This window comes from Rhizobium aethiopicum, from assembly GCF_014197535.1.
GTDB classification, from domain to species: domain Bacteria; phylum Pseudomonadota; class Alphaproteobacteria; order Rhizobiales; family Rhizobiaceae; genus Rhizobium; species Rhizobium aethiopicum_A.
In genome coordinates this window covers 533,280-559,033 of the sequence record NZ_JACIFV010000001.1, presented here as the reverse complement: position 1 = coordinate 559,033, position 25,754 = coordinate 533,280, and the positions used below count along the sequence as shown (strand labels likewise).

General features: G+C 60.9%; 25 protein-coding genes. 18 read left to right on the top strand and 7 right to left on the bottom strand.

Going from position 1 to position 25,754, the window contains the following annotated elements; translation table 11 throughout:
* Positions 1-9 precede the first annotated feature (9 nt).
* Both GGD53_RS02840 and GGD53_RS02835 read left to right on the top strand, forming a co-directional pair.
* A complete protein-coding gene (locus GGD53_RS02840; RefSeq protein ID WP_184453351.1) occupies positions 10-2,154 on the top strand; it encodes a peptidase domain-containing ABC transporter in 2,145 nt (714 codons plus the stop codon).
* Entirely contained in the window at positions 2,151-3,599 is a 1,449-nt protein-coding gene (locus tag GGD53_RS02835; protein ID WP_184453349.1) for an HlyD family type I secretion periplasmic adaptor subunit, read from the top strand. The genes GGD53_RS02840 and GGD53_RS02835 overlap by 4 nt, the downstream gene beginning before the upstream one ends.
* Before the next feature lie 44 nt (positions 3,600-3,643).
* Here GGD53_RS02835 and GGD53_RS02830 read toward each other — a convergent pair whose 3' ends face one another.
* Both GGD53_RS02830 and GGD53_RS02825 read right to left on the bottom strand, forming a co-directional pair.
* Positions 3,644-4,546: an alpha/beta fold hydrolase gene (locus GGD53_RS02830; protein WP_184453348.1), complete on the bottom strand. Its 903-nt coding sequence runs from the start codon at positions 4,544-4,546 to the stop codon at positions 3,644-3,646.
* 127 nt (positions 4,547-4,673) lie between these two features.
* Complete coding sequence (locus tag GGD53_RS02825) at positions 4,674-6,749, bottom strand: lytic transglycosylase domain-containing protein (RefSeq protein ID WP_184453347.1); 2,076 nt, start codon at positions 6,747-6,749, stop codon at positions 4,674-4,676.
* A 213-nt stretch (positions 6,750-6,962) separates the two neighbouring features.
* Between GGD53_RS02825 and dapA the strand changes: the two genes are divergently transcribed.
* Together dapA and smpB are read left to right on the top strand one after the other, a co-directional pair.
* The gene (dapA, locus tag GGD53_RS02820) at positions 6,963-7,847 is read left to right on the top strand and encodes a 4-hydroxy-tetrahydrodipicolinate synthase (RefSeq protein WP_184453346.1); all 885 of its coding nucleotides are present in this window, start codon (positions 6,963-6,965) and stop codon (positions 7,845-7,847) included.
* An 89-nt stretch (positions 7,848-7,936) separates the two neighbouring features.
* Positions 7,937-8,416: an SsrA-binding protein SmpB gene (gene smpB / locus GGD53_RS02815; RefSeq protein ID WP_004675044.1), complete on the top strand. Its 480-nt coding sequence runs from the start codon at positions 7,937-7,939 to the stop codon at positions 8,414-8,416.
* Between the two features lie 39 nt (positions 8,417-8,455).
* Here the strand turns inward: smpB and GGD53_RS02810 are convergent, their stop codons facing one another.
* Positions 8,456-9,037, bottom strand: a complete 582-nt coding sequence (locus tag GGD53_RS02810; RefSeq protein WP_064801515.1) for an NYN domain-containing protein — start codon at positions 9,035-9,037, stop codon at positions 8,456-8,458.
* Between the two features lie 298 nt (positions 9,038-9,335).
* On the opposite strand from GGD53_RS02810, the gene rpoZ reads away from it, so the two are divergent.
* The 12 genes from rpoZ to GGD53_RS02750 all read left to right on the top strand — a co-directional run bounded on the left by rpoZ (position 9,336) and on the right by GGD53_RS02750 (position 19,773).
* Positions 9,336-9,740 carry a DNA-directed RNA polymerase subunit omega gene (gene rpoZ, locus GGD53_RS02805; protein ID WP_011424719.1) on the top strand — a complete coding sequence of 135 codons (405 nt, stop codon included), beginning with the start codon at positions 9,336-9,338 and terminating at the stop codon, positions 9,738-9,740.
* A 142-nt stretch (positions 9,741-9,882) separates the two neighbouring features.
* Positions 9,883-12,117, top strand: a complete 2,235-nt coding sequence (locus GGD53_RS02800) for a RelA/SpoT family protein (RefSeq protein ID WP_184453345.1) — start codon at positions 9,883-9,885, stop codon at positions 12,115-12,117.
* A 196-nt stretch (positions 12,118-12,313) separates the two neighbouring features.
* Positions 12,314-12,463, top strand: coding sequence for a DUF3563 family protein (locus GGD53_RS02795; protein ID WP_184453344.1), 150 nt, complete (start codon positions 12,314-12,316; stop codon positions 12,461-12,463).
* Between the two features lie 155 nt (positions 12,464-12,618).
* Entirely contained in the window at positions 12,619-13,209 is a 591-nt protein-coding gene (locus tag GGD53_RS02790; RefSeq protein ID WP_184453342.1) for a DUF2062 domain-containing protein, read from the top strand.
* A gap of 37 nt (positions 13,210-13,246) precedes the next feature.
* A complete protein-coding gene (gene acpS, locus GGD53_RS02785; protein ID WP_184453340.1) occupies positions 13,247-13,651 on the top strand; it encodes a holo-ACP synthase in 405 nt (134 codons plus the stop codon).
* Positions 13,652-13,875: 224 nt separating this feature from the next.
* Positions 13,876-14,619, top strand: coding sequence for a signal peptidase I (lepB, locus tag GGD53_RS02780; protein WP_064801523.1), 744 nt, complete (start codon positions 13,876-13,878; stop codon positions 14,617-14,619).
* A complete protein-coding gene (gene rnc / locus GGD53_RS02775; RefSeq protein WP_085777592.1) occupies positions 14,616-15,335 on the top strand; it encodes a ribonuclease III in 720 nt (239 codons plus the stop codon). The genes lepB and rnc overlap by 4 nt, the downstream gene beginning before the upstream one ends.
* Positions 15,336-15,342: 7 nt before the next feature.
* A complete protein-coding gene (era, locus tag GGD53_RS02770; RefSeq protein ID WP_184453338.1) occupies positions 15,343-16,284 on the top strand; it encodes a GTPase Era in 942 nt (313 codons plus the stop codon).
* A gap of 146 nt (positions 16,285-16,430) precedes the next feature.
* A complete protein-coding gene (locus tag GGD53_RS02765) occupies positions 16,431-17,183 on the top strand; it encodes a Crp/Fnr family transcriptional regulator (RefSeq protein WP_184453336.1) in 753 nt (250 codons plus the stop codon).
* A gap of 102 nt (positions 17,184-17,285) precedes the next feature.
* Entirely contained in the window at positions 17,286-17,771 is a 486-nt protein-coding gene (locus tag GGD53_RS02760; protein ID WP_042118173.1) for a response regulator, read from the top strand.
* Between the two features lie 139 nt (positions 17,772-17,910).
* Positions 17,911-18,681, top strand: a complete 771-nt coding sequence (recO, locus tag GGD53_RS02755) for a DNA repair protein RecO (protein WP_184453334.1) — start codon at positions 17,911-17,913, stop codon at positions 18,679-18,681.
* A gap of 96 nt (positions 18,682-18,777) precedes the next feature.
* Positions 18,778-19,773: an aldo/keto reductase gene (locus GGD53_RS02750; RefSeq protein ID WP_184453332.1), complete on the top strand. Its 996-nt coding sequence runs from the start codon at positions 18,778-18,780 to the stop codon at positions 19,771-19,773.
* Positions 19,774-19,849: 76 nt separating this feature from the next.
* On the opposite strand, the gene GGD53_RS02745 is transcribed toward GGD53_RS02750, so the two are convergent.
* From GGD53_RS02745 to GGD53_RS02735, 3 genes are all read right to left on the bottom strand, one after another.
* Positions 19,850-20,707: an MOSC domain-containing protein gene (locus GGD53_RS02745; RefSeq protein ID WP_184453330.1), complete on the bottom strand. Its 858-nt coding sequence runs from the start codon at positions 20,705-20,707 to the stop codon at positions 19,850-19,852.
* A 22-nt stretch (positions 20,708-20,729) separates the two neighbouring features.
* On the bottom strand, positions 20,730-21,374 hold the full coding sequence (locus GGD53_RS02740; RefSeq protein ID WP_184453327.1) for an HD domain-containing protein: 645 nt from the start codon (positions 21,372-21,374) through the stop codon (positions 20,730-20,732).
* 145 nt (positions 21,375-21,519) lie between these two features.
* On the bottom strand, positions 21,520-23,424 hold the full coding sequence (locus GGD53_RS02735; protein WP_184453325.1) for a putative bifunctional diguanylate cyclase/phosphodiesterase: 1,905 nt from the start codon (positions 23,422-23,424) through the stop codon (positions 21,520-21,522).
* Positions 23,425-23,848: 424 nt separating this feature from the next.
* Between GGD53_RS02735 and GGD53_RS02730 the strand changes: the two genes are divergently transcribed.
* Both GGD53_RS02730 and GGD53_RS02725 read left to right on the top strand, forming a co-directional pair.
* The gene (locus GGD53_RS02730; protein ID WP_085777601.1) at positions 23,849-24,190 is read left to right on the top strand and encodes a hypothetical protein; all 342 of its coding nucleotides are present in this window, start codon (positions 23,849-23,851) and stop codon (positions 24,188-24,190) included.
* A 125-nt stretch (positions 24,191-24,315) separates the two neighbouring features.
* On the top strand, positions 24,316-24,831 hold the full coding sequence (locus GGD53_RS02725; RefSeq protein ID WP_184453323.1) for a superoxide dismutase family protein: 516 nt from the start codon (positions 24,316-24,318) through the stop codon (positions 24,829-24,831).
* 28 nt (positions 24,832-24,859) lie between these two features.
* Here GGD53_RS02725 and GGD53_RS02720 read toward each other — a convergent pair whose 3' ends face one another.
* Positions 24,860-25,741, bottom strand: coding sequence for a mechanosensitive ion channel family protein (locus GGD53_RS02720; RefSeq protein ID WP_184453321.1), 882 nt, complete (start codon positions 25,739-25,741; stop codon positions 24,860-24,862).
* Between the last annotated feature and the right edge of the window lie 13 nt (positions 25,742-25,754).

Here is a 25,754-nt window from a genome sequence, read left to right as displayed (position 1 = left end):
GGGTGGGCCATGAGTGGTTTTCTGCATACCAACCTGCATTGTCTTGCGCTCGTCGCGCGTCACCACGGCGTCGACCTTTCTCCTGAGCGATTGCAGCACGACTATTCCGTCGGCAACGATCCGGTGGCCGTGCGGCAAATGCTCAGAATGGCCAAGGACGCTGGCCTTAGGGCCAGGCATCTGACCCTCGACTGGCGAAGCCTGTTCCAGCTCGGCGAGGCTTTCCCGGTGCTTGCCGAACTTTCGAACGGCAACTGGGTGGTCATATCAGGCGCTCTCGGGGAGGGCGAGGATGAGCGGATCCGCGTTCTCGACCCGCTCGCTACCCGTCCCGAAGTCATTCTGCTGAGCGAGGAGCAATTCGCCAAGGCCTGGCTCGGATCGGTGGTTCTGCTGAAGCGCAACTATCGCATGTCGGATGAGGACCGGCCCTTCGGCTTCCGCTGGTTCGTCCCCGAAATCATCCGCCAACGCAGCTTCTTCCGTGACGTGGCCCTCGCAGCTTTCGTGCTCTACGGCCTGGGGCTGACGACGCCGATGTTTTTTCAGCTCGTCATCGACAAGGTGCTCGTGCATCAGAGCTACGCGACATTGACGGTTCTGACGGCCGGCATCGCGGTGGCGCTCGTCTTCGACGCGACGTTCAGCTTCCTGCGCCGCTATCTGCTGCTCTACGCCACCAACAGGATCGACATCCGCGTGGCGACGCGCACCTTCGGCCATCTGCTCAACCTGCCGATTGCGCTCTTCGAACAGGCCTCGGCCGGCGTTCTCGTCAAGCATATGCAGCAGACGGGGCGCATCCGCGAATTCCTCACCGGCCGGCTGTTCCTGACGCTTCTCGATGGTGTTTCACTCTTCGTCTTCTTGCCGATCCTGCTTCTCTACAGCGTTAAGCTGACGCTCGTGGTGCTCGGTTTTGCGGCGCTCGTCGGGCTCGTGGTGATGCTGCTCGTCGGGCCGTTCCAGCGTCGCCTGCAGGCGCTTTATCAGGCCGAAGGCGACCGGCAGGCCCTGCTGGTGGAAACCGTGCATGGCATGCGCACCGTCAAGTCACTGGCGCTGGAGCCGCGCCAGCGCAAGGTGTGGGACGATTATTCGGCGCAGTCGATCTCGGTGCGTTTCCGGGTCGAAAAAATCTCCACCATCGCCCAGTCGATGACCGGGCTTCTGGAGAAGCTGATGAGCGTGGCGATCATCGGGCTCGGCGCACTCGATGTCTTCAGCGGTTCCATGACGATCGGCGCGCTGGTCGCCTTCAACATGCTGGCCGGCCGCGTCTCGGGACCGCTGGTGCAGATCGTCACCATGGTGCACGAGTATCAGGAAGTGGCTCTGTCGGTGCGCATGCTCGGCGAGATCATGAACCAGCGGCCGGAGCAGGCAGGCCGCGGCCGAGGGGTGCGGCCGCATCTGCATGGCCGTATCGAATTCGACAGGGTCACCTTCCGCTATGCTCCCGATGCGGCGCCGGCGCTCGACAATGTGTCCTTCGCCATTCCGGCGGGCTGCGTCTTCGGCGTGGTCGGCAAGAGCGGCTCGGGCAAGACGACGATCACGCGGCTCATCCAGGGACTCTATCAGAGCCAGGAAGGGCTGGTGCGCATGGACGGCTATGACAGCCGCGAGATCGACCTCGTGCACCTGAGAACCAGCATCGGCGTCGTGCTGCAGGATAATTTCCTCTTCCGCGGCACGGTGCGCGACAATATCGCCGCCGCCAAACCCGATGCCAGCATCGAGGAGATCATGGAGGTCGCCCGCATTGCCGGTGCGCAAGAATTCATCGAGCGGCTGCCACGCGGCTTCGACACGATGCTGGAAGAAAATGCCGCAAACCTCTCCGGCGGTCAGAAGCAACGGCTCGCCATTGCGCGGGCGCTGATCACCGATCCGAAGCTCCTGATCTTCGATGAGGCGACGAGTGCGCTCGACCCCGACAGCGAGGCGATCATCCGCGAGAATCTGAGCCGGATCGCCGCCGGGCGCACCGTTGTCATCGTCTCGCACCGGCTTTCGACCCTCGTCGATGCCGATGCCATTCTCGTCATCGATCGGGGCAAGGTCGCCGATATCGGCCGGCACGACCAGCTGGTGTCGCGCTGCATGACCTATCGCCACCTGTGGGCACAGCAAATGAGGCAGGTCGCATGAACGCGCGTGTCAGAAAATCCGGCGCGAACCTGCCCGTAGCCTCAGACCATGGTCCCTCAGACAAGGGGCCGCCAGGCAGGGGCGGGCAGCTCGTCGCCCGCATGCCGCTGCCGCCGGCAATTGCTGAATTCCAGTCCGACGCCGTCGAGCTCGAGGAACGTGCTCCGCCGCGCGTTGCGCGCATGACGCTCTATTGTGTGACGGCACTGATTGCTGCGACCATCATCTGGGCCTCCGTTTCTGATATCGACGAGGTGGTGATTGCGCCCGGTAAGCTCGTCACCACCCAGCCGACCATCGTCGTCCAGCCGCTCGAAACCTCGATCATCCGCACGATCGATGTGAAGGCCGGCGAGGTGGTACATGCCGGACAGACGCTCGCAACCCTTGATGCCACCTTCAGTCAGGCCGATGTCGGCCAGCAGCAGGCGAAGTTCTCGGCACTCGACGCCCAGGTGAAGCGCATCGAGGCGGAACTTGCCGGCGACGACTACACGATGATGGCGGGAACGACGCCCGACGAGATGCTGCAAGTGCAGCTCTTCGGCCAGCGGCGGGCCTTCTACACGGCGCAGCTGCAGAATTTCGAGCAGCAGATCGCTGGCCAGTCGGCAGCGCTTGCCGCGGCCAAGAACCAGGAGGCCGTGCTCATCGACCGACGCGACACGCTCTCGCAGATCGAAGGCGCGCGCGAGCGGCTCTTTAACACGCAAAGCGGCTCGCTGATCACCATGCTCGGCTCGCGCGACGCCCGCCTCGACGTCGAATCCGATCTGACTGCCGTGCGCGGCAAGGCCGACGAGGCCGCGCATGCCTTTGCCAAGCTGAAAGCCGACCGGCAGGCCTTCATCGAGGATTTCCGCCGCGCCGCGATGGAACAGCTGGTGGAGCTGCGCGGCCAGCGCGACATGGCGGATGAAGAGCTGAAGAAGATGGAGCTGCGCCGCAACATGGTGTCGCTGACAGCACCTGCCGACGCCGTCGTGCTCGATCTCGCCCAGCGTTCCATCGGCTCCGTCGTGCGCGAAGCCGAACCGATCGTCACGCTGGTGCCGATCAACGTGCCGCTCGAAGCGGAAGTCTCGATCAACACCCGCGACATCGGCCGCATCGCCGTGGGTAAGGAGGCCCGCATCAAGCTGGACGCCTATCCCTTCCAGAAATACGGCACCGCCTCGGGCGAGGTTCGCACCATCAGCCAGGACACGTTTATGACCGGCCAGCAGCAGGAACAGACCGCCACCCCGAGCCAGCCGGCCGCCCCCTTCTTCAAGGCTCGCATTCTGCTTGCCGATACGAGGCTGAACGCCTCGGACGTGCCGGTCAGACTGCTGCCCGGCATGACCGTCTCCACAGAAATCAAGGTGGGCAACAGGACGGTGATCTCCTATTTCCTCTACCCGCTGCTGCGCGGCCTGGATGATGCCATCCGGGAACCGAACTGAGGAAGGGCCTCCGACACACGCCGGGGGCATCCGATTCCGATTAATCAGCCTACCGGCAAAGCGGCGAGAAAAGCGTGGATTGCTGCAGGGATATTGCCGAGATGGAGGAGGGGCGCATGTCCTTGCCCTCCGGCGGAATGAAGGATCAGTCCGGGGTGCAGTCGGGTCATTTCGCTCGCGGTTTCCTGCGACAGCAGCGGTGAATTTTCGCCGCGGATCAGCATCAGCGGAAAGCGGCTCAGGCTTTCGAATTGTGCCCAGAGATCGGGCAGCGGCCGGCTGAAATCGATCGATCTCAGCGCCTCGGCGATCGCTGGATCGAAATCGGCGACTGGCCTTCCGCCGACGTCGCGATATAGCGCAAGCGCCATTTCGCGCCAGTCCTCGTCTGCAAGCGCGGTAAACGAGGCGCCGTGATTTTCCCGCAATAGATCGGCCGCCTCTTTCCAGTCGGCCGGCGCCTTGCCGCTGTTGAGGTAGTCGCGAATGAGCGCCAGCCCACTCGCCTCGATCGCCGGTCCGATATCGTTCAGGACCACGGCTTCGAGAAGATCCGGCCGTGTCGCTGCGATCAAATGCAGGATTAGGCCGCCACGCGAGGTGCCGATGAAAATCGCCCGCTCGATGCCGAATGCCGTGCAGGCGGCAATGATGTCGCCGGTCTCGACGGCGAGATTGTAATTGGCCTTGTTCTCATCCCATGCGGAATTGCCACGGCCGCGCGAGTCGAGCGCGATCACCCTGCGCGCGCCTGTTCTGTCGCGGCTGAGAAGCAGCGCAAGCGGATGAAAGTCCCGGGCATTGCGGCTCAGGCCGGGCAGGCAGATCACTGGCAGCCGTTCGGCGGCTGCCGCCTTCTCGGGCCGGTAGTCGCGTGCATAAAGCCTCAGCCCATCGGAGGAAGAGTAAAATCGTTCCTGGAAATCGCCTGCATCCACGTTCGGCATCGCATCCTCGAGAGCTGTCTGATCCGGAAGGTGTAGAGCATGTCTCGCAAAATTGTGCAGCGATTTTGCGATAAAGACATGCGGAAAAACAAAGACCAGCCTGCTTTTCAAGCCGTGCCGAATGGCTTCAGGAGGCGCTGCGTCCGCCGATCAGGTCGCGCTCGATATCCGCCGGCTGGCCGAGGCGGGCTTTGTAGACTTCGTAATTCTCCATCACCCGCTGCACGTAGTTGCGCGTTTCGGGGAAGGGGATGCGCTCGATCCAGTCGACGATCTCGTCGACTGGCCTGCCGCGAGGGTCGCCGTAGCGTCCGATCCATTCCGGCACCCGCTTCGGCCCGGCATTATAGGCGATGAAGGTGAGGATGTAGGAGCCGCCGAAGGCTTCGATCTGCTCGCCGAGATAATGCGCGCCGAGCGTCGCATTATAACCGGCATCGGCCGTCAGCTTGTCCTTCGAAAAGGTGATGTTGTGGCGCTTGGCCACCGCCTGGGCCGTGCCGGGCAGAAGCTGCAGTAGGCCGCGCGCATTCGCCGCCGAAACGGCGGCCGGGTTAAAGGCGCTTTCCTGCCGGGCAATCGCATAGGCGAGCGCCTTGCCGGAGCCGGAGATATTGGCATTCGCCGGGATTACGCCGACGGGAAAAGCGAGTGCTGCGACGTCGATGCCGCGGCCATAGGCGATTTTGCCGACCTGCAGTGACAGATGATGATTGCCTGACTGCTCGGCCTGCGCCGCAAGGATCGCCAGTTCACCGGGACTTTGCAGCTGATCGGCGAGCGCGAGATAGAGGATGTCGGCCCGCCATCCATGGCCGGCTCCCTCGAGCCGGGCGATTGCCTGCACGGCCTCGCGCGCCTGGAAACTCTGGCGGTCGGCTGCGCTCGGGGTGGGATAGCTGACGTTGAGCGTCTTGCGTCCAAGCCTTTCGGCCGCGAGCTGCCCATAGAAGGTGCCTGGAAAATTCGCGGCCTTACCATAGAATTCGCCGGAGTTGCCGGGGCCGCCGGCCTCGGCTGCCCGCCCGAGCCAATACCAGGCGCGCGACACCGAGATGGGACCGTTCGAAGTCGCCAGAATCTTGCGGAAATGCTTTTCTGCCGTTGTCGGGTCCTGCAGCCCGCGCAGCGCGTACCACCCGGCATGGAACTCGGCCTCGACGATATCAGTCGGGCTGGTTGCCGCGGATCTTGCGACGATGCGATAGGCAGGCTTGAATTGTCCTTGATCGACGAGGCCGCGGCTGACGATCCGCTGCTCGTTCCACCATTCTCCGGAATTGACGAGTTCGCCTGGCTCGCGTGGCATCTTTTCCAGAAGCGCCGCCGCTTCGGTATATTTGTCCTGCTTGCGCAGATATTCGATCCGCGCGAACAGCAGGCCGGCATCGCCACGCCATTTTGGCTCGACGCTATTGAGCAGCGCGTCGGCATTGGCAGCTTTGGCGTCGACGGCGGCCCAGGCCTTGTAGAGGGACTGCGCTTCGCCCATATCGCCGAAGCGCTTGGCCTGCGCTACCCGGCCACGATACATCAGATAATCCATCCGCGCCTTGTGGTCGGCTGGCGTCAGCAGGGCGGAAAACTCGAGGAGGATCTTGTCTTCGCTCGCCTTGTCGAGCGCCTCAGTGCGCCAGACCTTGCGGATATATCTTGCTGCCTGCGCCTGCTTGCCTGACGCAGTCAGCGCCCGCCCGAGAATGACGGCGCCCTGCATCGTCTCCGGCGCGGTATCGCCGAAGGCGGCGAGCACGGCCGACGGGGCGGGGTTTTCGTCGTAGAGCGCACGTTCGGAATAGGCTCGCAGCCTGGAAAGGCCGGGCCATCCCTTGAGCTCCTGCGCAGCACTGGCGATTTCATAAGAGGGAACGCCCTTCAATCCGGAGACGGCGATCGCCCAGGTGAGGATATGGCGGTCGAGCGTACCCTCGCGCAGGCTGTCGCGGATCGACAGAGCCAGTTGCGGATTCTTGGCGGAAAGCGCATCGAGGCCGCTTTTCAGATCATTGGCGACGGCCGCGACGGCCGGATTGCGCGGGATGGCGCCGGTTGTCAGCGCTTCCGGTATCGATGTCTCGGGAACGAAGCCGATCGGCTTGATGCCGGGCGTCGGAATGCTTTCGCCGGGAAGCGGCGACGCGAGGCTGCCCCACGCGGCGGCAACGAAGCCGAAGGCGGTCAGAATCAGGACAGCTTTCTTCATCCGGGATCTCGCAATGAAAACACGCCCTGCCCATTTGGCTAGAGGCATCTTAACGAAGCCTTACCGTACCAGGTAAAATTCATTCACATCTGCTATCGGAATTTGCCCTAAACCGAACTCTCCGCGCTTGTCGCGATGATTTCGGCGCTCTATGGTGCGCAAAATATTCATGGAATGCGGCCGAAGCAAGGATTTGGTCGTGAGGAGCTTTGCATGTTCAATGGGTCCATCCCCGCCCTCGTCACCCCCTTCACCGATGCCGGACTGATCGACGAAGCGAGCTTCGCCGCCCATGTCGACTGGCAGATCAAGGAAGGCAGCAGCGGTCTCGTTCCGGTCGGCACGACTGGCGAATCGCCGACGCTGTCGCATGCCGAGCACAAGCGGGTCGTGGAACTCTGCATCGAAGTGGCGGCAAAACGCGTTCCTGTCATGGCCGGCGCCGGTTCGAACAATACGCGTGAGGCGGTCGAACTCGCCCAACATGCCGAAAAGGTCGGCGCTGACGCCGTGCTCGTCGTCACGCCCTATTACAACAAGCCGACGCAGAAGGGTCTGATCGCGCATTTTTCCGCGATTGCCGAGGCCGTCGCCCTGCCGATCTATATCTACAATATTCCCGGCCGTTCGGTGATCGACATGACGCCGGAAACGATGGGGGCTCTCGCCAAGGCACACAGCAATATCGTCGGCGTCAAGGACGCGACGGGCAAGATCGAGCGTGTTTCCGAGCAGCGTATCACCTGCGGCAAGGACTTCAGACAATTGTCCGGCGAGGACGCGACGGCGCTGGGTTTCAACGCCCATGGCGGCGTCGGCTGCATTTCGGTGACGGCGAATGTCGCCCCGCGCCTCTGCGCCGATTTTCAGGCCGCGACGCTGGCCGGTGAATACACCCGCGCGCTCGAATATCAGGACCGGCTGATGCCGCTGCATAAGGCGATCTTCCTTGAGCCCGGTCTCTGCGGCGCCAAATACGGCCTCGCCAAGCTCGGCCGGATGAGCCGCAATGTCCGCTCGCCGCTGCTTTCGACACTGGAGCCGGCAACCGAAGCAGCGATCGACGCCGCCATGCGTCACGCAGGATTGCTGAACTGAGGAGACCGGCCTTCACAAGGCCAGGTCGGTCCCTTACATAAGGACAAGCAATGAGGGCGCGGCTTTTCGCGCCCCGAAGGAATATCGTCATGGCCCCCAAAGGCAGCCAGCGCGTGGTGAACAAGGTCGTGGCCGAAAACCGCAAGGCCCGCTTCAACTACGAGATCATCGATACTTATGAGGCAGGTCTCGTGCTGAAGGGCACAGAGGTCAAGTCGTTGCGCGAAGGCAAGGCCAATATCGCCGAATCCTATGCGTCGGATGAGGATGGCGAGATCTGGCTGATCAACTCCTACCTGCCGGAATATCTGCAGGCGAACCGCTTCAATCACGAACCGCGCCGGCGCCGCAAGCTCTTGCTGTCGGGCCGTGAAATCCATCGCCTGCGCTCCGCCGTCAACCGCGAAGGCATGACGCTGGTCCCGCTGAAGATCTATTTCAACGACCGGGGTCGGGCGAAGATGGAGCTGGCGCTCGCCAAGGGCAAGAAATTGCACGACAAGCGCGAATCCGAGAAGGAGCGCGACTGGAATCGGCAAAAGAGCCGCTTATTGAAGGATAACGGCTAACCCATCGCGCCACAGCCGATCGGCTCGCGGCGCTTTCGATTACTCCCCGAAATCGCTGGCCGGGGCGACTTCGACCGGGCGCGGCGCCCGCTCCGCGGGATCGCGACCGATCTCAGCCTTCAGCGACAAGAGGTCGATGAAATGATCGGCCTGCCGGCGCAAGTCGTCGGCGATCATCGGCGGCTGCGTCGCCATGGTCGAGATCACCGAGACCTTGCGGCCTCTGCGCTGCAGCGCCTCGACGAGGTTCGTGAAGTCGCCGTCGCCGGAGAAGATGACCAGATGGTCGACGGTTTCCGACTGCTCCATGGCGTCGATCGCAAGCTCGATGTCCATGTTGCCCTTGATCTTCCGCCGGCCCATGGAGTCGGTGAATTCCTTGGCGGGCTTGGTGACGACCTTATAGCCGTTATAGTCGAGCCAGTCGATCAGAGGACGGATCGATGAATATTCCTGGTCCTCGATCAGCGCGGTGTAATAATATGCGCGCAGGAGGTAGCCGCGTTTCTGGAATGCCTTCAGGAGCTTGCGGTAATCGATGTCGAAACCGAGGCTCTTGGATGCAGCGTAGAGGTTGGCGCCGTCAATGAAGAGTGCAATTTTTTCGCGTGGGTCAAACATCGCTTACCAATTCCAATGAGAGAAATCGAAATTCGCAGGGCATCAAATTTCAATAAATACAACGGCTTATTGTGATTTTTGATTTGATGCGTACTTTACTAAGTGTTCATATAAGGGAGATTTAGGGCACGGTTCCGCATATTCCAAGCAACCTTTGGTGGAATTGTCACATTCTCCATGGAAATTTAGCTCGGCTGCGGATAAAGACGAGGGGAGCCGGAACGAAAAACTTGTATTTGCCCGGTTTTAATTGTATCGGGCGTGCTAATCCCGAAATGACGACCGTAAAGGACAGGCAATGGCCCGTGTCACAGTTGAAGATTGCATCGACAAGGTGGAGAACCGCTTCGAGCTGGTTCTGCTCGCCAGCCACCGCGCCCGGCTGATTTCCCAGGGTGCCTCGATCACCATCGATCGCGACAACGACAAGAATCCTGTCGTGGCGCTGCGCGAAATCGCCGACGAGACGCTTTCGCCCGATGATCTCAAGGAAGATCTGATCCATTCGCTGCAGAAGCATGTCGAAGTCGACGAGCCCGAGCCCGATCCGGCCAGCATGATCGCCGCCGGCGGCGCTGCTGCCGCCGACAGCGAGGAGCAGGACGACTTGCCGGAGACGATCACTTTCGATCAGATGTCGGAAGAAGAGCTGCTTGCCGGTATCGAAGGCCTCGTGCCGCCGGAAAAGAGCGACGATTATTAAGCGTCTCGACCGGATCTGATTCGGAAAAGAGCGACGATTACCAATCGTCAATCTTGCGCCTTTATTGCTTAGGCATATTATTGCCCATGTGTGCGCCAATCGTTGATTGGCGCGCTTTTATTTTTGTCGGAGTGGCTTTGGAATGATGCGGCAGTACGAGCTCGTGGAGCGGGTTCAGCAATACAAGCCCGATGCCAATGAAGCACTGCTGAACAAGGCCTATGTTTACGCCATGCAGAAACATGGCCAGCAGAAACGCGCGAGCGGCGACCCGTATATTTCCCATCCGCTCGAGGTCGCCGCCATCTTGACCGATATGCATCTCGATGAATCGACGATCGCGGTCGCCCTTCTGCACGATACGATTGAGGATACGACGGCGACGCGCGCCGAGATCGACGAACTGTTCGGCGAGGATATCGGCCGCCTGGTCGAGGGGCTGACGAAGATCAAGAAGCTCGATCTCGTCACCAAGAAAGCCAAGCAGGCGGAGAACCTGCGCAAGCTGCTGCTCGCCATATCAGATGACGTACGGGTGCTGCTCGTCAAACTCGCCGACCGCCTGCACAATATGCGTACCCTCGATCACATGTCGGCCGACAAGCGTGCCCGCATCTCCGAGGAGACGATGGAAATCTATGCGCCGCTCGCCGGCCGCATGGGCATGCAGGACATGCGCGAGGAACTCGAGGAGCTTTCCTTCCGGCACATGAACCCGGAGGCCTACGAGACCGTCACGAAAAGACTGGAAGAGCTCTCCAAGCGCAACGAAGGCATCGTCAAGAAGATCGAGGCCGAATTGCGCGACCTCCTAGTCGCAAGCGGCCTGACGAGCGCTTATGTCAAGGGCCGGCAGAAGAAGCCCTATTCGGTCTTTCGCAAGATGCAGTCGAAGTCGCTCTCCTTCGAGCAGCTTTCCGATGTCTACGGCTTCCGTCTGATCGTCGAAGACATCCCCTCCTGTTATCGGGCGCTCGGCATCGTCCATACGCGCTGGCGCGTCGTGCCCGGCCGGTTCAAGGATTATATCTCGACGCCGAAGCAGAACGACTACCGTTCGCTCCACACCACCATCGTCGGCCCCTCCAGCCAGCGCATCGAGCTGCAGATCCGCACCAAGCGCATGCACGAAATCGCCGAATTCGGCATTGCCGCCCACACGCTCTACAAGGACGGCGCCACCAATGCCGATGGCGACATTCTTTCGCGCGAATCCAATGCCTATTCCTGGCTGCGCCATACGATCGAGGCGCTCGCCGAAGGTGACAGCCCGGAGGAATTCCTCGAGCACACCAAGCTCGAACTCTTCCAGGATCAGGTCTTCTGCTTCACGCCGAAGGGCAAGCTGATTGCGCTGCCGCGCGGCGCCACCCCGATCGATTTCGCCTATGCGGTGCACACCAATATCGGCGACACGACGGTGGGCGCCAAGATCAACGGCCGCATCATGCCGCTGGTGACGCGGCTGGCGAATGGCGACGAGGTCGAGATCATCCGCTCCGGCGTGCAGGTTCCGCCGGCCGCCTGGGAGGAGATCGTCGTCACCGGCAAGGCGCGCGCTGCCATCCGCCGCGCCACCCGCATGGCGATCCGCAAGCAATATGCCGGCCTCGGCCACCGCATCCTCGAGCGCACATTCAATCGGGCCGGCAAGATTTTCTCGCGCGAGGCGATGAAGCCGGCGCTGCACCGTCTGGGCCAGAAGGATGTCGAGGATGCGATCGCCGCCGTCGGCCGCGGCGAGATGTCATCGCTCGACGTGCTGCGCGCCGTCTATCCCGACCATCAGGACGAGCGCGTCACCGTCAAGCCCTCCGGCGATGACGGCTGGTTCAATGTCCGCAGCGCCGCAGGCATGATCTTCAAGATTCCCGGCAAGGCCAAGGCCGGGGCCGAAGGCGGCCAATCGGAACTCGATGCCGATGTCGATGTGGGCCCGATCCGCGGCCTGTCCGGCAATGTCGACGTCAAGTTCGCCTCGACCGGCGCCGTGCCCGGCGACCGCATCGTCGGCATCATGGATCAGAGCAAGGGCATCACCATCTATCCGATCCAGTCGCCAAGTCTGCAGCGTTTCGACGATCAGCCCGATCGCTGGATCGACGTGCGCTGGGATCTCGACGAGGCCAACAAGTCGCGTTTCATGGCGCGCATCATGGTGAATGCGTTGAATGAGCCCGGCACGCTTGCCAAGGTCGCCCAGACTGTAGCCGGGCTCGACGTCAATATTCGCATGCTGAATACGGTGCGCGTGGCAGCCGATTTCACCGAGATGATGCTGGAAGTCGAGGTGTGGGATCTGCGCCAGCTCAACCAATTGCTCGCCCAGATGAAGGACCTGGATTGCATCGCCACGGTCCGGCGGCTCTATGAGTAGGCTTTTGTTAAGCCTGCCATGGACCTGATCGACAAAAATGCACATTTTATGATCGGTTTATAATCGTGACGGCACAGCAATAGGGCGAGGAATGCGTTGAGCGCATAGCTGTGTCCATGTTGCAGCGGTGGTAATTAACCTTTGGCAGGACTATCTTCTGGTCATCGAAAACGTAAACAGAAGATGAGACAAGGTAATGTTTGACCCTATCAGGAAAATCGCTCGCGCCCTTCGCGCTCCGACTGCTCAGGAACGTGAAATGGCATATTTGAACGGCTCGCTTGATCGTATCGATCTCGAGTTTCGTCAGCGTCAGGTCGACCGCGGTCTGTTCCGCAATCGCTGATACCACCTTTATACTTGGTCGAGTGAGGGACGTTACGTATAACGAGCGCCCCTCGGCATGAAGATGCTCCTTTGCAAGAAAAATGAAGGGGCTGTTTCGGGCGGTACCATTTGCCGCTCTTGTCATGGTCCGGTGCACTGCACTAAATAGCGACCATGTTGTTTCGCCGTCGCAAGCCTGCGGGTTTCAAGGAAAAGATGCGGGAGCTTCTATGGCCCCGAAAAGGTTTCCTTCGCCCGATCCGTTACCTGACAATGCGCATCCTGCGCCTGAGCGCTTCGCCGCATGCGGTTGCGGCCGGCGTTGCCGCCGGCGTCTTTGTCTCGTGGACGCCGTTCATCGGCGTGCATTTCGTCATGGCTTTCGTCATCACCTATTTCCTCTCCGGCAATATGGTGGCCGCGGCTCTCGGCTGCGCCGCATTCGGCAATCCGCTGACCTATCCTTTCATCTGGGGTATCACCTGGGAGATCGGCCATCTGCTGTTGAGCCGTGAGGATCATCTGGCCGGTCAGATGGTGGATCTCGCCGCGCTCTTTCACAAGCTGAACTTCACCGAATTGTGGAGGCCGGTGCTGGAGCCGATGCTGATCGGCGCCATTCCGCCGGGAATCGTGACCGCCGTTGCGCTCTATGCGCTGACGTTCTACACCGTCAGGGGTTTTCAGGCCCGCCGCCGCACGCGGCTAATAGAGCGGGCGCGCCTGCGCCTGGCGGGTCCGGCCGGCGACATGCCGAGCGTATGAACCGGTGCAGAATTCTTAGGCGACGGAAGGTTCCGGCATGATCATCGGCATTGGCAGCGATCTGATCGACATTCGTCGTGTCGAGAAATCGATCGAGCGCTTCGGCGAGCGCTTCACCAATCGCTGCTTCACCGAGATCGAGCGCGCCCGTTCCGACCGCCGGGCAAACCGCGCCGCATCCTATGCCAAGCGTTTCGCCGCCAAGGAGGCCTGTTCCAAGGCGCTCGGCACCGGCATAGCCCAGGGTGTCTTCTGGAAGGACATGGGCGTCGTCAACCTGCCGAGCGGCAAGCCGACCATGCAGTTGACCGGTACCGCCGCCGTGCTCCTGGAAGCGATGCTGCCCGCGGGCCATCGGGCCGCCATTCATTTGACAATAACCGATGATTATCCCTTGGCGCAGGCCTTCGTCATCATCGAGGCGTTGCCCGAGAGCCCATGATCGTGACCCCGGGAGCGTTTCAACGGGACCTCGGGAGCGTTTGGCCGCGACCTCGGAAGCGTTTCAACGCGACCACGGGAGCATTTGATCGCGACCGCGGAAGCGTTTCGACGCGACCTCTCGTCGCTTTTCATGTTGTCGCCATTGCCGCAACCGGCCGAAGCCGCTAGAGAGAACGGCAGAAAGAATTGCGCCTTTACGGCGTCTTGAAGGAATGAGACTGCGTGTCCGAAAAAGTCGATACCAAGCCGAACGCCCTCTGGGAAAATATCAAGGTCATCATTCAGGCGCTGATTTTGGCGATGGTGATCCGAACCGTGCTGTTCCAGCCCTTTACCATTCCGTCCGGCTCAATGATGCCGACGCTGCTCGTCGGCGATTATATCTTCGTCAATAAGTTCGCTTACGGCTATTCGAAATATTCGCTGCCCTTCTCGCCTGATCTGTTCAGCGGCCGCATCTTCGGCTCCGATCCGAAGCGCGGCGATATCGTCGTCTTCCGCTTCCCGCCGAATCCCGATGTCGATTATATCAAGCGCTGCATCGGCCTGCCCGGCGACCATATCCAAGTCACCGACGGCGTTCTCTACGTCAACGGCAAGCCGGTTCCTAAGGTGGCGGATGGCAGTTTCACCTCGGATTACAAGCTCGATCCGGGCGAGGACGTGCCGGTATTCCGCGAAACGCTGGATAACGGCAAGACCTACGACACGCTCGACCAGTCGCCGGTGTCGCGCGGCGACAACACCCGCGAATTCATCGTGCCGGAAGGCCATTATTTCATGATGGGCGACAACCGCGACAACTCGCTCGACAGCCGCTTCGACGTCGGCTTCGTGCCGGCTGAAAATCTTGTCGGTCGCGCCAGCGTCATCTTCTTCTCGCTCGGCAACGACACGTCTTTCCGCGAAATCTGGAAGTGGCCGACCAACATGCGCTGGGACCGCCTTTTCAAGGTCGTTGAATGAGTAAGGCGCAGACGCTTTCTGCGGCGGACCGCGCAAAGCTCGAAAGCCTAATCGGCCATGACTTCGCCGAAAAGGCACGCCTGGACCGGGCGCTGACCCATGCCAGCGCCCGCACGGAAAAGGGCGGCAATTACGAACGGCTGGAGTTTCTCGGCGACAGGGTCCTCGGGCTCTGCATCGCCGAGCTTCTGTTCCGCACCTTCGGCACGGCGGGGGAAGGCGAGCTCTCGGTTCGTCTCAACCAGCTCGTCAGCGCCGAAACCTGTGCCGCGGTCGCCGACGAACTCAATCTCCACCTTTATATCCGCACCGGCGCCGATGTGAAGAAATTGACCGGCAAGCGCATGATGAATGTTCGCGCCGATGTCGTCGAGAGCCTGATCGCCGCGATCTATCTCGATGGCGGTCTCGAAGTCGCCCGCCGGTTCATCCTGCGCTATTGGCAGGGCAGGGCGGTCAGGGCCGACGGCGCCAAGCGCGACGCCAAGACCGAGCTGCAGGAATGGTCACACGCGAAATTCGGCGTCACACCGATCTATCGGGTTGATGAACGCAGCGGACCGGATCATGATCCCCGCTTCAAGGTGACGGTGGAAGTTGCTGGCATAAAGCCGGAAACCGGCGTAGAGCGGTCGAAGCGTGCCGCCGAACAGGTTGCGGCGACCAAGATGCTCGAGCGTGAAGGCATTTGGCAGCAATCGTCTGCCGGAAACTGACGGGACAATGACACAAGAAGAAGATATCGCGGCCGAAGCTGCCGTAGAAGCCAATGGTCCGACACATTCGGGTTTCGTTGCGCTAATCGGGCCGACCAACGCCGGCAAATCGACACTGGTGAACCGCCTCGTCGGCGCCAAGGTGTCGATCGTCAGTCACAAGGTGCAGACGACGCGCGCGATCGTCCGCGGCATTGCCATTCATGACAATGCCCAGATCGTCTTCATGGATACGCCCGGCATCTTCAAGCCGCGCCGTCGGCTCGACCGAGCCATGGTAACCTCTGCCTGGGGCGGCGCCAAGGATGCCGATCTGATCATGCTGCTGATCGACAGCGAGCGCGGTCTGCGCGGCGACGCCGAAGCCATTCTCGAGGGCCTGAAGGAAGTCCAGCAACCGAAGATTCTGGTGCTGAACAAGATCGACCGCGTCAACCGCGAGGATCTTCTGGCGCTGGCCGCGAGCGCCAACGAGAAGATTGCTTTCGAACGCACTTTCATGATCTCGGCCGAAACCGGTTCCGGCTGCGACGACGTCATGGATTATCTGGCCACCACCTTGCCGGCGGGGCCGTGGTACTATCCGGAAGACCAGATCTCCGATCTCCCCATGCGTCAGCTCGCCGCCGAGATTACCCGCGAAAAGCTGTTCCTGCGCCTGCACCAGGAGCTTCCCTACTCCTCGCATGTCGAAACGGAAAAGTGGGAGGAGCGCAAGGACGGCTCGGTACGGATCGAGCAGGTGATCTATGTCGAGCGTGACAGCCAGAAGAAGATCGCCCTCGGCAAAGGTGGCGAAACCATCAAAGCGATCTCCACTGCATCCCGCAAGGAACTGGCGGAGATTTTGGAGCAGCCGGTTCATCTTTTCCTTTTCGTCAAGGTCCGCGAGAACTGGGGCGATGATCCCGAGCGCTTCCGCGAAATGGGCCTCGACTTCCCTAAATAGGGATGGCAACGATTTCATCGGGCAGCCTCCAGCCCCTTGTTTCTTAGGAAAAAATCCGTCTCGTTGCGGAACGAATCTAAGCTTCGCGCATTCATCGGTCGGCGACGCGCCAGACGGGTCGTCGTATCCGCGACCGCAGGGCAGGCATGGCAACGTCGAAACGCATCTATTCTTTCAAGACCCCGTGCGAGCTATGTCCTTTGCGGCCTCTGCCGCATTTCAGGGAGTTCAGCCGCGACGAGCTGGAATTCGTTTCACGCTTCAAGCGCGGCGAGCTTGCCGTCGATGCCGGCTCCACCATCCTTGTCGAGGGCGCCCACAGCGCCCATCTTTTCACCGTGCTGTCCGGTTGGGGCTTTCGCTACAAGATGCTGGAGGACGGGCGCCGCCAGATTCTGAATTACATCATGCCTGGTGACCTGATCGGTCTGCAGGGAACGATCGCCGGCGAAATGCAGCATTCCATTGAAGCGCTTTCACCCGTTTCCCTTTGTGTCTTCGAGCGAGATCGGTTGATGACGCTCTACAACAAACATCCTTCGCTCGCCTTCGACATTACCTGGATTGCCGCGCGCGAAGAACGAATATTGGATGAGCATCTCCTCTCCATCGGCCGCCGCACGGCATTGGAAAGAGCGGCCTATCTGATCGCTTTCCTGTATGAGCGCGGCAGGAAGCTCGATCTCTTCAACGGCCGCAAATTCATCCCCATCACTCAACAGCACATCGCCGACACTCTCGGTCTTTCCATCGTTCACACCAACAAGACGCTGAGAAAGCTTGGAGAACGCGGTCTGATCCGCTGGCAGGAACGCGGCTGCGAAGTCCAAAACGGTGAGGAGTTAATGATGATGGCCGGCTGGGAGGGGCTGGGAGAGGGCAAGCGTCCCTTCATTTAGCCGAACGCCCTATGTCTTTTTTAAATGCAGTTTAGCTGTTGGGAAAATAAGGTCGGTCGTCATCTTTCCTCCGATTTTGATTCTTATCGACCGGGCAGAAAAATGGTTTATTCAGAACTGGTGGCGGAATTCACCGATAGCGTGCCATGCGGGGCACCGGAGGGCAATGATGTTGGCGAAAAGGCCGGGGCGCTGCGACAAGCGCCCGACGAGGGGCACGGAATCATGAATGCACTCCGTGTTTTGGTTCTCGAGGACAGTCTGATCATCGCGATGGAGGCCGAGGATATTCTGCGCCTGGCCGGTGTCGACAGCATCGATATTGTCGGCAGTCTCGATCAGGCAAGAGCCGCCATCGCTGCGGAGAAATACGATTTCGCCCTTCTCGACGTCAACCTCGGTGAGGGCATGAGTTTCGGATTTGCACGCCATCTTCTCGATGCCGGCATTCCCTTCGGTTTCGTCAGCGGTTATTCCGATATACGGGACTTCCCGTGCGACCTTCAGCATATACCGCTGCTGGTGAAGCCGTTCGACGAAAAGGCGATGCGCGAATTCCTGCAGAGGCTTCTGCCGGCTGCGGCCTAACATAGTCCGTGACGGAGGCGGGATCTGCTTGAGAGCGCCTGATGTTATCACTTTGAAACTGCGGGCAATCCTTCGGGAAATCGATTCCGGTTTCCCGACTTATGCGCTACGATAAGATAATCGGTCGCAGGAACTTCTTATGCAGTGGCAGGACCAGGCAATCATTCTGGGCGTCAAACGCCACGGCGAGACGAGCGTCATCGCCGAAGTAATGACGCGTGGTCGCGGTCGTCACCTCGGCCTGGTGCGTTCCGGCCGTTCGCGCGCCATGCAGCCGGTGCTGCAGCCGGGCAATGCCGTCGAGGTCGTCTGGCGCGCCCGGCTCGACGAACATCTCGGCGAATTCCGCGTCGAGCCTGTGACGCTGCGCGCCGCCCGTCTGATGGAAACGGCCACCGCCGTCTACGGCGTCCAGGCGATGGGCGCTCTGCTGCGGCTGCTGCCCGAACGAGACCCGCATCCCCACCTCTTCGACGCTCTGCAGGTGATCCTCGATCACCTGTATAACCCGGCCGATGCCGGTGAGCTTTTCGTACGTTTCGAGTTGGCGGTGCTGAATGATCTCGGTTTCGGTCTCGATCTTGCCGAATGCGCGGCGACGGGCGCCCGGTCCGATCTCGCCTATGTCTCGCCGAAATCCGGCCGCGCGGTCAGCCGCAGCGCCGGCGCGCCCTGGGCCGACAAGATGCTGATCCTGCCGCCCTTCCTCGGCGTTGAAGCCAATCACGCGGCGGACTTCGACAGCCTTGCAGCCGCGTTCCGTCTGACCGGGTTCTTCCTGCATCGCCATGTTTACGAGCCGCGCGGCATCGAGGCTGCGGCAGCTCGTGACGGTTTCGTGCGGGCGGCGCTCAGGGCGCTTGATCCAACCTCGCGGACGCTTTCCGATCCGAACGGCGTCCCTGCCTGACCTGGTTTTTTACTGCTGCAAAACATCCTCCGGATTTGGCGGTTTACCTGCCGATGGGCGGCACCTATCTCTTGACTGCCAATCAAGGAGGATCCCATGCTGACCAAGACCGCATCACCGACGACGATCACGCTCTGGAACGGTCGCGAAATCCCGCGCCTCGGCATGGGATGCTGGGCGATCGGTGGCCCTTTCTACGCTGGTGACACGCCGCTTGGCTGGGGCGAAGTCGACGACAATGAATCCGTCGAAGCGATCGATCGCGCCATCGGCCTCGGCATCCGCTTCTTCGACACCGCCTCGAACTACGGCGCCGGCCATTCGGAGGAGGTGCTCGGCCGAGCGATCGGCAATCGTGACGACATCGTCGTCGCCACCAAGTTCGGCTTCGCGACCGATCCGGAGACGAAGCAGGCAATCGGCGCCTTCGCCGATGAGGCGTTCATTCGCCGCTCGGTCGAGACATCGCTGCGCCGTCTCAAGCGCGACCGCCTCGATCTGCTGCAGTTTCACATCAACGATTTTCCGCTGGAACAGTCGGATGCCGTCTTCGACACGCTGGAGGCGCTGCGCGCCGAAGGCAAGATCGACGCTTTCGGCTGGAGCACCGATTATCCCGATCGCGCCGCCCGCCATGCCGGCCGCGCCGGCTTTGTCTCGGTCCAGCATACGATGAACGTCTTCGATCCGGTGCCGGAGATGATCGCGGTGATCGAAGGGAAGGGCCTGATCTCCATCAATCGCGGTCCGCTGGCCATGGGGCTGCTCACCGGCAAGTTCACCGCCGACAAGCCAGTGGGCGCCAAGGATGTCCGCGGCGCGGCACTCCCCTGGATGGTCTATTTCAAGGACGGGCGCATGGCTCCGGAATTTGCAGCAATGCTCGATGCCGTCCGCGATCTCCTGACGTCGGGCGGTCGCACGTTGACGCAGGGGGCGCTCGCCTGGCTCCTGGCGAGGTCGCCGCGCACCTTTCCCATTCCGGGCTTCCGCACCGTCGCCCAGGTGGAGGAAAATGCCGGCGCGCTGGAAAAGGGACCGCTGTCGGCCGAGATCATGGCGGCTATCGACGCCGCACTCGGACATGCGTGAGAGACGGTGAAACTCCTCCCCACGCTCTTTGCGATGGATAAGGGACAAAGCGCCCTCAGCCCTTCCGCAATTCGACCTACCCTCGTGTGCGAACCTTGATCGCCCAGCCCTCCGGCCGCGCCTCGATGATCTTCACCTCGTCGCCGATCGTGATCCGTCCGCTGCCGCGCGGCGTGACATTCCAGCCGAAGAGCGGCCCTGGCACACGCCGGTCGGCGGACATGCGGATGCGGCCCATGGCCGGCATCGGGTTCGGCCCCTCGCGCGAACCGGTCAGCTGGTCCTGCGTCGTCATGATGCAGCGGGAACAGGGCTTGACGAGATCGAAACGAATGCCTGATATTTCGATCGCCGCCCAGCGGTCCTCCGGCCAGGCCTCGTCGATATCGATGACGATGTTCGGACGGAAACGTTCCATGCCGACCGCGCCTTCGCCATGCGCGTCGAGATCGGCATTCAGCGCCTTCAACGAACCCGTCGTCGTCACGAGGATCTGGTAGCCGTCGGTAAAGGTGACCGGCGTGCCATCGCCGGCCCATTCGGCATTCGCCGTCCGCCGTGCCTGCCCGTCGAAGAAGACCAGTCGCACCTCGCGGCCGAGCCATTCGGAAAGCTGCCGGTTGCTGTCGGGATCGGCGACGGCGGCGCTGACGGTCGATTTCCAGACGGTCACATCCATGCGGACTTCAGGCCGAGGCGGCGGCACAGACAGTTCGGACTTTCCTTCCATCAGCAGCCGAAAGGCGCCTGCTTCCGGTCGTGTCGCGATGCGCGCGAGATCAGGCAATTCGCGCTGAGTGATGAAGTGGCCCTGCGGGTCGGTGATCATCGCCCGCCGGTCGCCGGCAAGCCCGCAGGCGTCAATCTCGGCGGCAGGCAAGGCAATGCCGCGGGCGCTCTTGAGCGGATAGATGAAGAGGTCGCTGATATGCATGTCGTTCTCCTGATCTGATCCCCTAGATTTCATCCATGAAGGCCGCGAGAAAATCGCGCAGGCCCTTGTCGCGCGCGGCCGCAATCCGGCGGCCGGTCTCGGTCTGGAATCCCTCCGCCAGTTTGAACAGCTTCGTCTGGAAGTGGTCAATGGCATAACGCTTGTCGTCGAGCGCACGGTTCGCACCCGCAGGGTCGAACGGATCGTAGAGCCCCGATCCCATTCGTCCGCCGATATAAAAGCAGCGTGCGACGCCGACCATGCCGATCGCGTCCAGCCGGTCGGCATCCTGCAGGATCTTCGCCTCGAGCGTCTGTGGCGCCACCCCCGCGGAAAAACTATGAGCGGTGATGGCGTGGGCCGCGGATTCGATATCCGCTTCGCTCCAGCCGAGTTCGGAAAGGATCACCGAAGCCTTTTCCGCCGCCAAGGCCGATGCTTGTGCCCGCAAGGGCGAGTTCTTCTCGACGGCAACGCAGTCGTGCAGCAACACGGCGGCGGCAAGAATCCGCCCATCTCCGTCTTCTCCCGCATGGATACGCATGGCGTTCCTGAAGACGCGCAGGATATGGGCAAGATCGTGTGAGCCGTCGTCGCCTCCGGCCGCGTGTGCGATCAGCGCCGCTGCCAGCGTTTCATGAGGGGAAAAGGCTTCGGCCTCGAACATTGCGCCACCTCTTGTCGGAAGAAAAACGTCGAAGAGCGCCGGCCGAAAGCGAAGGGAGCTTCACAGGAAGCGACGCCGCTATGAAACCCGGGGATCTCGAAGCCGGTTTGTAGCGGCTTAACGTGCGAGTCGCAATCGAGGGAGGTCAGCGCTCGAGCGTCGGAAAAGCCGTCGCGCCGCTGCTCTTCGGCGGCAGGGAGAGAAGATGGGGCACGTCACGGACCGGGCGCGGCGGACTGATGTGATAGCCCTGAATCTCGTCGCATTCCTCGCATTCGAGCAGCGTCAGCTGGGCGGCCGTCTCGACACCTTCGACTGTGACGCGCATGCCGAGCGCATCGCCGAGCAGGATGATCGCGCGCATGATCGCATGTGCCTCCTTGTTGTCGACGATGTCGTTGACGAAGGATTTGTCGATCTTGATCTTGTCGAAGGGAAAGCTCGAGAGATAGCTCAGCGAGGAGTATCCGGTGCCGAAATCGTCCATCGAGATGCGGATGCCGCGGTCCCTCAGGGCATGCAGGATCGGCAGCACCTCGTTCAGGTTCTCCATCAGCACGCTCTCGGTGATTTCCAGTTCGAGCCGCGATGGCGACAGCCCGGCGGCGGCAAGCGCTTCGCTGACGTCCTGCATCAGGTTGCCGCTGCGGAACTGGATCGCCGAAACATTGACCGCGACCTTGATGCTCTCCGGCCATTGGGCAGCATCTCTGCAGGCCTGGCGCAAAACCCAGCGGCCGATATCGACGACGAGGCCGACCTCCTCGGCAAGCGGAATGAAATCCATCGGCGGCACGCGGCCTCGCACCGGATGGTTCCAGCGGATCAATGCTTCGAAACCGCAGGTTCGCCGCTCGGCAAGATCGTAGAGCGGCTGGTAATGCAGTTCGAATCCCTCATTCTCGACCGCGACTCGTAGATCTACCTCCAGCGCATGGCGCAACTGCATCTGTGCTTCCATTTCTCCGGTGAAGAAGCGCTCGCGTTTGCGTCCGTCCGCCTTGGCATGCGACAGCGCCACGCCGGCATTTTTCAGCAGGATATCGGGTTCCCCGCCATTCTCGGGAGCGATCGCAATACCCATGGAGACGCTGAGCGTCACCTGTTTCTCGCCGTTCAGAAATGGCTCGGAAAGCGCGCGGCGGATCTGGTCGGCCAGCGCCGTCACGTTTCTAGGCTGCTGCTTGCCCGTCTGCAGGATGGCGAACTCGTCCGAACCAAGGCGCGCCAGCATGTTTTCCGACCCGGCCCAGGCTCGGATCCGCTCCGCGACCTGCTGCAGGATCTTGTCGCCGACCGACACCCCGATCGTGTTGTTGATCGATTTGAACCGGTCGAGATTGAGATGGACGAGGGCGATCTGCTCGTGCGGCTTGCGCTCGGCGAGCGTCGCATCGACCTGCTCGCGGAAATACATCCTATTGGGAAGACCGGTCAGGGGATCGTGATGGGCGAGATAGGTGATGCGCTGGGCGGCCTTTCGATCCTCGGTGATATCGGCATGAATGGCGATGCTGCTGCCGTCGGAGAGGATGGTCACCACGCTTTGAATGATGCGGCCATCATGCATCTGCCATTCGCGCCGGCGGATGCTGCTGCTTCCTGTCTTGGCGAGGGAAGTTCGTGCTGTCTGCCGGACGGTTTTGGAGGCAGTGCTTTCGTTGCCGCGCATTTTGCCGATGAGTTCGGCAATCGTCGCGCCCGCGGCGATATCTTCCGGTGTCAGGCCAAAGAGCTGAGGGAAGCGGATATTGTAAAGCGTCAGCCGCTGGCCGGCGTCGAAAACGCTGAGGCCGAGCGGCAGGTTGTTCAGGACTATCTCGAACAGTTTTTTCTGTCCGTCGAACGCTTGACTGAGCGCCGATAGATTCCCTCTCAGCGTCTGGTTTTCCCTCAGAAGCGTTTCCGTGCTTCTCTCGATTGCCTCATAATCGGTTTCATAGCTGTGATAGGTTGCGATCACTAGTTCCATCAGACGCTGCGCGTCGATTGATCCGTCGGCCATGACAGCCTCCGTACATTGCCGCCAGAAGAGCGCTTCAGCCTTCATGGAAAAGCATCTTGGCCGACGGCCATAGCAAAAGCCGTCAGCGTCTGATGGACGTGCCTCAAAATATCGGACATGAAAACCTTTCTGAGAGAGACGATTGAAATCAATTTTTATGAGTGACGTACGGGGTAATGCCTGATGACTATTTTGGAGCGGGCGGATTAATATTCGGTTGCAGTGCAGCAGAGGTGCACGTCGTCAGACAGGTTGCTTTCTATATTGAAAATTACTGAAATACAAAAGCGGGCAGCCGCGGAAACCGGGTCCGAGCGCGCTCCGTTAATTTCTGTCAACCATTGTTAATGAGAAGTTAACAACTTATTGACGCACTGCGCAAATCAGTTTAACCACCGAGTCAACAGTGATTTCCCACCTCGTATTGCGTACAAACACCACCGGCAAAAGGCGGTGAATGGAGGTTTGTATGACCCGCACCACATCCGTTTCAGACACTTCATATGCGTATCTTGCGACGCTTTCGCGGCTTGATCTAAACGGCGACGGCGTATTGAGCCGCGGCGAACGTGCCGCCGATGAAAAGCCAGGCATCATCAAGGAACTCCTGGAGGAAGACATGGGCAGCGAGACTCAGCCCAAATTTTCCGGCAGCCTGATTGCGCTGATGATGGATACCCACGACAGCGGCACGACAAGCAGCATCGCCGTGCCCTATCCGCTGCAGCAGAGCGCGTCTGCGACCGGCAGCCAATCCGACGATCTCTACCGCAACACCTACGGCCAGTTCGATTTCGACGCCGTCGCCTGACGATGTCTGAATTCATCTAATCTGCAAGCCGGCCGGTTGGTCGGCTTTTCTCGTTGGATGGCCCGCAGAGGAACACCTTCCGGTCTGACACGTTCAGAAGGACAACCGGAAGGAAGGAGATCTCCATGAAAGCCATGCGCATCATCGCCGCCCTGAGCCTGCTGGCGATTGCCTTGCCGGCAGGTGCTCAGGACAAGCAGACGGCGGTCGCCAATTTCGTCGGCAAGGACGGCAAGGAAAATGGCCGCGCCCAGTTGACGGCCGCCGCCAATGGCGGCGTCCTGATCGAAGTGGAGATATCGGGTCTGCCGGCGAATAAATGGGTGGCCTTTCATGTTCATGAAACCGGCCGCTGCGACGCGGCGAGCCATTACGAATCGGCAGGCGGTCATTTCAACCCGGGCTCGGCCGAGCACGGCCTCCTTGCCGCCAAAGGGCCGCATGCCGGCGACATGCCCAATCAATATGTCGGACAGGACGGCGTGCTCAGAGCCCAGATCTTCGACGGCATGGTCACGCTTGATGGCAAGAAAGACGGCATTCGCGGCCGCGCATTGATGGTGCACGCCAATTCCGATGATTATCGCAGTCAGCCTTCCGGTGACGCGGGGGAAAGACTTGCCTGCGGAGTGGTCGAATAGGCCGACGATCGCCCCGCGCTGCAATGTTTCACTGCCGTGTCGGCTTTTCCGTCGCCGTGCCGTTGGATCTTTTCCCCAGCGCGGAATTTCCATCATCCCGCATGGCGGCCGGATCTCCCTTTTCTTCGAAGGCAAGTTTTACCCGCTTCACCATGTCGCGGCTGACCTGCCACCAGTCTCCGGTCTTTGCCCAGTAGCGCAGCGTTAGTGATATCGTGCTGTCACCGAGGCTGTCGATGAAAACGCTGGGTGCCGGTGACGGCAGCACTCTTGGGTTGCCTTTGGCAATGCCCATTAACGTCTCCATCGCCAGATCGAGGTCATCCTCATGAGAAATGCTGATTTTCAGGTCGTTCTGCCGCGTAGGTTCACGGCTGAAGTTGGTGATCGGCGTATTCCACAGCGTTGAATTTGGCGCCAGCCGATAGAGCCCGTCGCCGGTTCTCAGTTCTGTCGCAAACAATCCGACCTCGCGCACCGTGCCGGCCACGCTGCTGGTCTCGATATATTCGCCGACCCGGAACGGCCTGAGGATCAGGAGCATGATGCCGGCCGCGATATTCTGCAGCGTCCCTTGCAGCGCCAGCCCGATCGCCAGGCCGGCTGCGCCGAGGGCGGCGATGATCGAGGCGGTCTGGACGCCGAATTGGCCGAGCACGGTGATGAACACCAGAATCAGCAGCGCATAACGCACCACATTGGTGAAGAAGCGCGCCAGTGTCTCGTCGATGCCATGGATGCGCGACAGGCCCTCATAGGCCCAGCGGCTGACAAAGCCGGCCAGCGTCCAACCGATGACGAGCAGGATCAACGCCCCGAGGACGGAGAAGGAATATTGGACTGCAAGCGCGCTTGCCTGGCTGAGTGCCGTGCGGGTGGCGAGGAGGACATCGGCTGCTTGTTGTTCCATGATCAGGCCCTGT

Bases quoted from the DNA above. Each gene is read 5' to 3' on its own strand.
- GGD53_RS02840 (WP_184453351.1), top strand. From the start codon at position 10: ATGAGTGGTTTTCTGCATACCAACCTGCATTGTCTTGCGCTCGTCGCG.
- GGD53_RS02835 (WP_184453349.1), top strand. From the start codon at position 2,151: ATGAACGCGCGTGTCAGAAAATCCGGCGCGAACCTGCCCGTAGCCTCA.
- GGD53_RS02830 (WP_184453348.1), bottom strand. From the start codon at position 4,546: ATGCCGAACGTGGATGCAGGCGATTTCCAGGAACGATTTTACTCTTCC.
- GGD53_RS02825 (WP_184453347.1), bottom strand. From the start codon at position 6,749: ATGAAGAAAGCTGTCCTGATTCTGACCGCCTTCGGCTTCGTTGCCGCC.
- dapA (WP_184453346.1), top strand. From the start codon at position 6,963: ATGTTCAATGGGTCCATCCCCGCCCTCGTCACCCCCTTCACCGATGCC.
- smpB (WP_004675044.1), top strand. From the start codon at position 7,937: ATGGCCCCCAAAGGCAGCCAGCGCGTGGTGAACAAGGTCGTGGCCGAA.
- GGD53_RS02810 (WP_064801515.1), bottom strand. From the start codon at position 9,037: ATGTTTGACCCACGCGAAAAAATTGCACTCTTCATTGACGGCGCCAAC.
- rpoZ (WP_011424719.1), top strand. From the start codon at position 9,336: ATGGCCCGTGTCACAGTTGAAGATTGCATCGACAAGGTGGAGAACCGC.
- GGD53_RS02800 (WP_184453345.1), top strand. From the start codon at position 9,883: ATGATGCGGCAGTACGAGCTCGTGGAGCGGGTTCAGCAATACAAGCCC.
- GGD53_RS02795 (WP_184453344.1), top strand. From the start codon at position 12,314: ATGTTTGACCCTATCAGGAAAATCGCTCGCGCCCTTCGCGCTCCGACT.
- GGD53_RS02790 (WP_184453342.1), top strand. From the start codon at position 12,619: ATGTTGTTTCGCCGTCGCAAGCCTGCGGGTTTCAAGGAAAAGATGCGG.
- acpS (WP_184453340.1), top strand. From the start codon at position 13,247: ATGATCATCGGCATTGGCAGCGATCTGATCGACATTCGTCGTGTCGAG.
- rnc (WP_085777592.1), top strand. From the start codon at position 14,616: ATGAGTAAGGCGCAGACGCTTTCTGCGGCGGACCGCGCAAAGCTCGAA.
- era (WP_184453338.1), top strand. From the start codon at position 15,343: ATGACACAAGAAGAAGATATCGCGGCCGAAGCTGCCGTAGAAGCCAAT.
- GGD53_RS02765 (WP_184453336.1), top strand. From the start codon at position 16,431: ATGGCAACGTCGAAACGCATCTATTCTTTCAAGACCCCGTGCGAGCTA.
- GGD53_RS02760 (WP_042118173.1), top strand. From the start codon at position 17,286: ATGGTTTATTCAGAACTGGTGGCGGAATTCACCGATAGCGTGCCATGC.
- recO (WP_184453334.1), top strand. From the start codon at position 17,911: ATGCAGTGGCAGGACCAGGCAATCATTCTGGGCGTCAAACGCCACGGC.
- GGD53_RS02750 (WP_184453332.1), top strand. From the start codon at position 18,778: ATGCTGACCAAGACCGCATCACCGACGACGATCACGCTCTGGAACGGT.
- GGD53_RS02745 (WP_184453330.1), bottom strand. From the start codon at position 20,707: ATGCATATCAGCGACCTCTTCATCTATCCGCTCAAGAGCGCCCGCGGC.
- GGD53_RS02740 (WP_184453327.1), bottom strand. From the start codon at position 21,374: ATGTTCGAGGCCGAAGCCTTTTCCCCTCATGAAACGCTGGCAGCGGCG.
- GGD53_RS02735 (WP_184453325.1), bottom strand. From the start codon at position 23,424: ATGAAGGCTGAAGCGCTCTTCTGGCGGCAATGTACGGAGGCTGTCATG.
- GGD53_RS02730 (WP_085777601.1), top strand. From the start codon at position 23,849: ATGACCCGCACCACATCCGTTTCAGACACTTCATATGCGTATCTTGCG.
- GGD53_RS02725 (WP_184453323.1), top strand. From the start codon at position 24,316: ATGAAAGCCATGCGCATCATCGCCGCCCTGAGCCTGCTGGCGATTGCC.
- GGD53_RS02720 (WP_184453321.1), bottom strand. From the start codon at position 25,741: ATGGAACAACAAGCAGCCGATGTCCTCCTCGCCACCCGCACGGCACTC.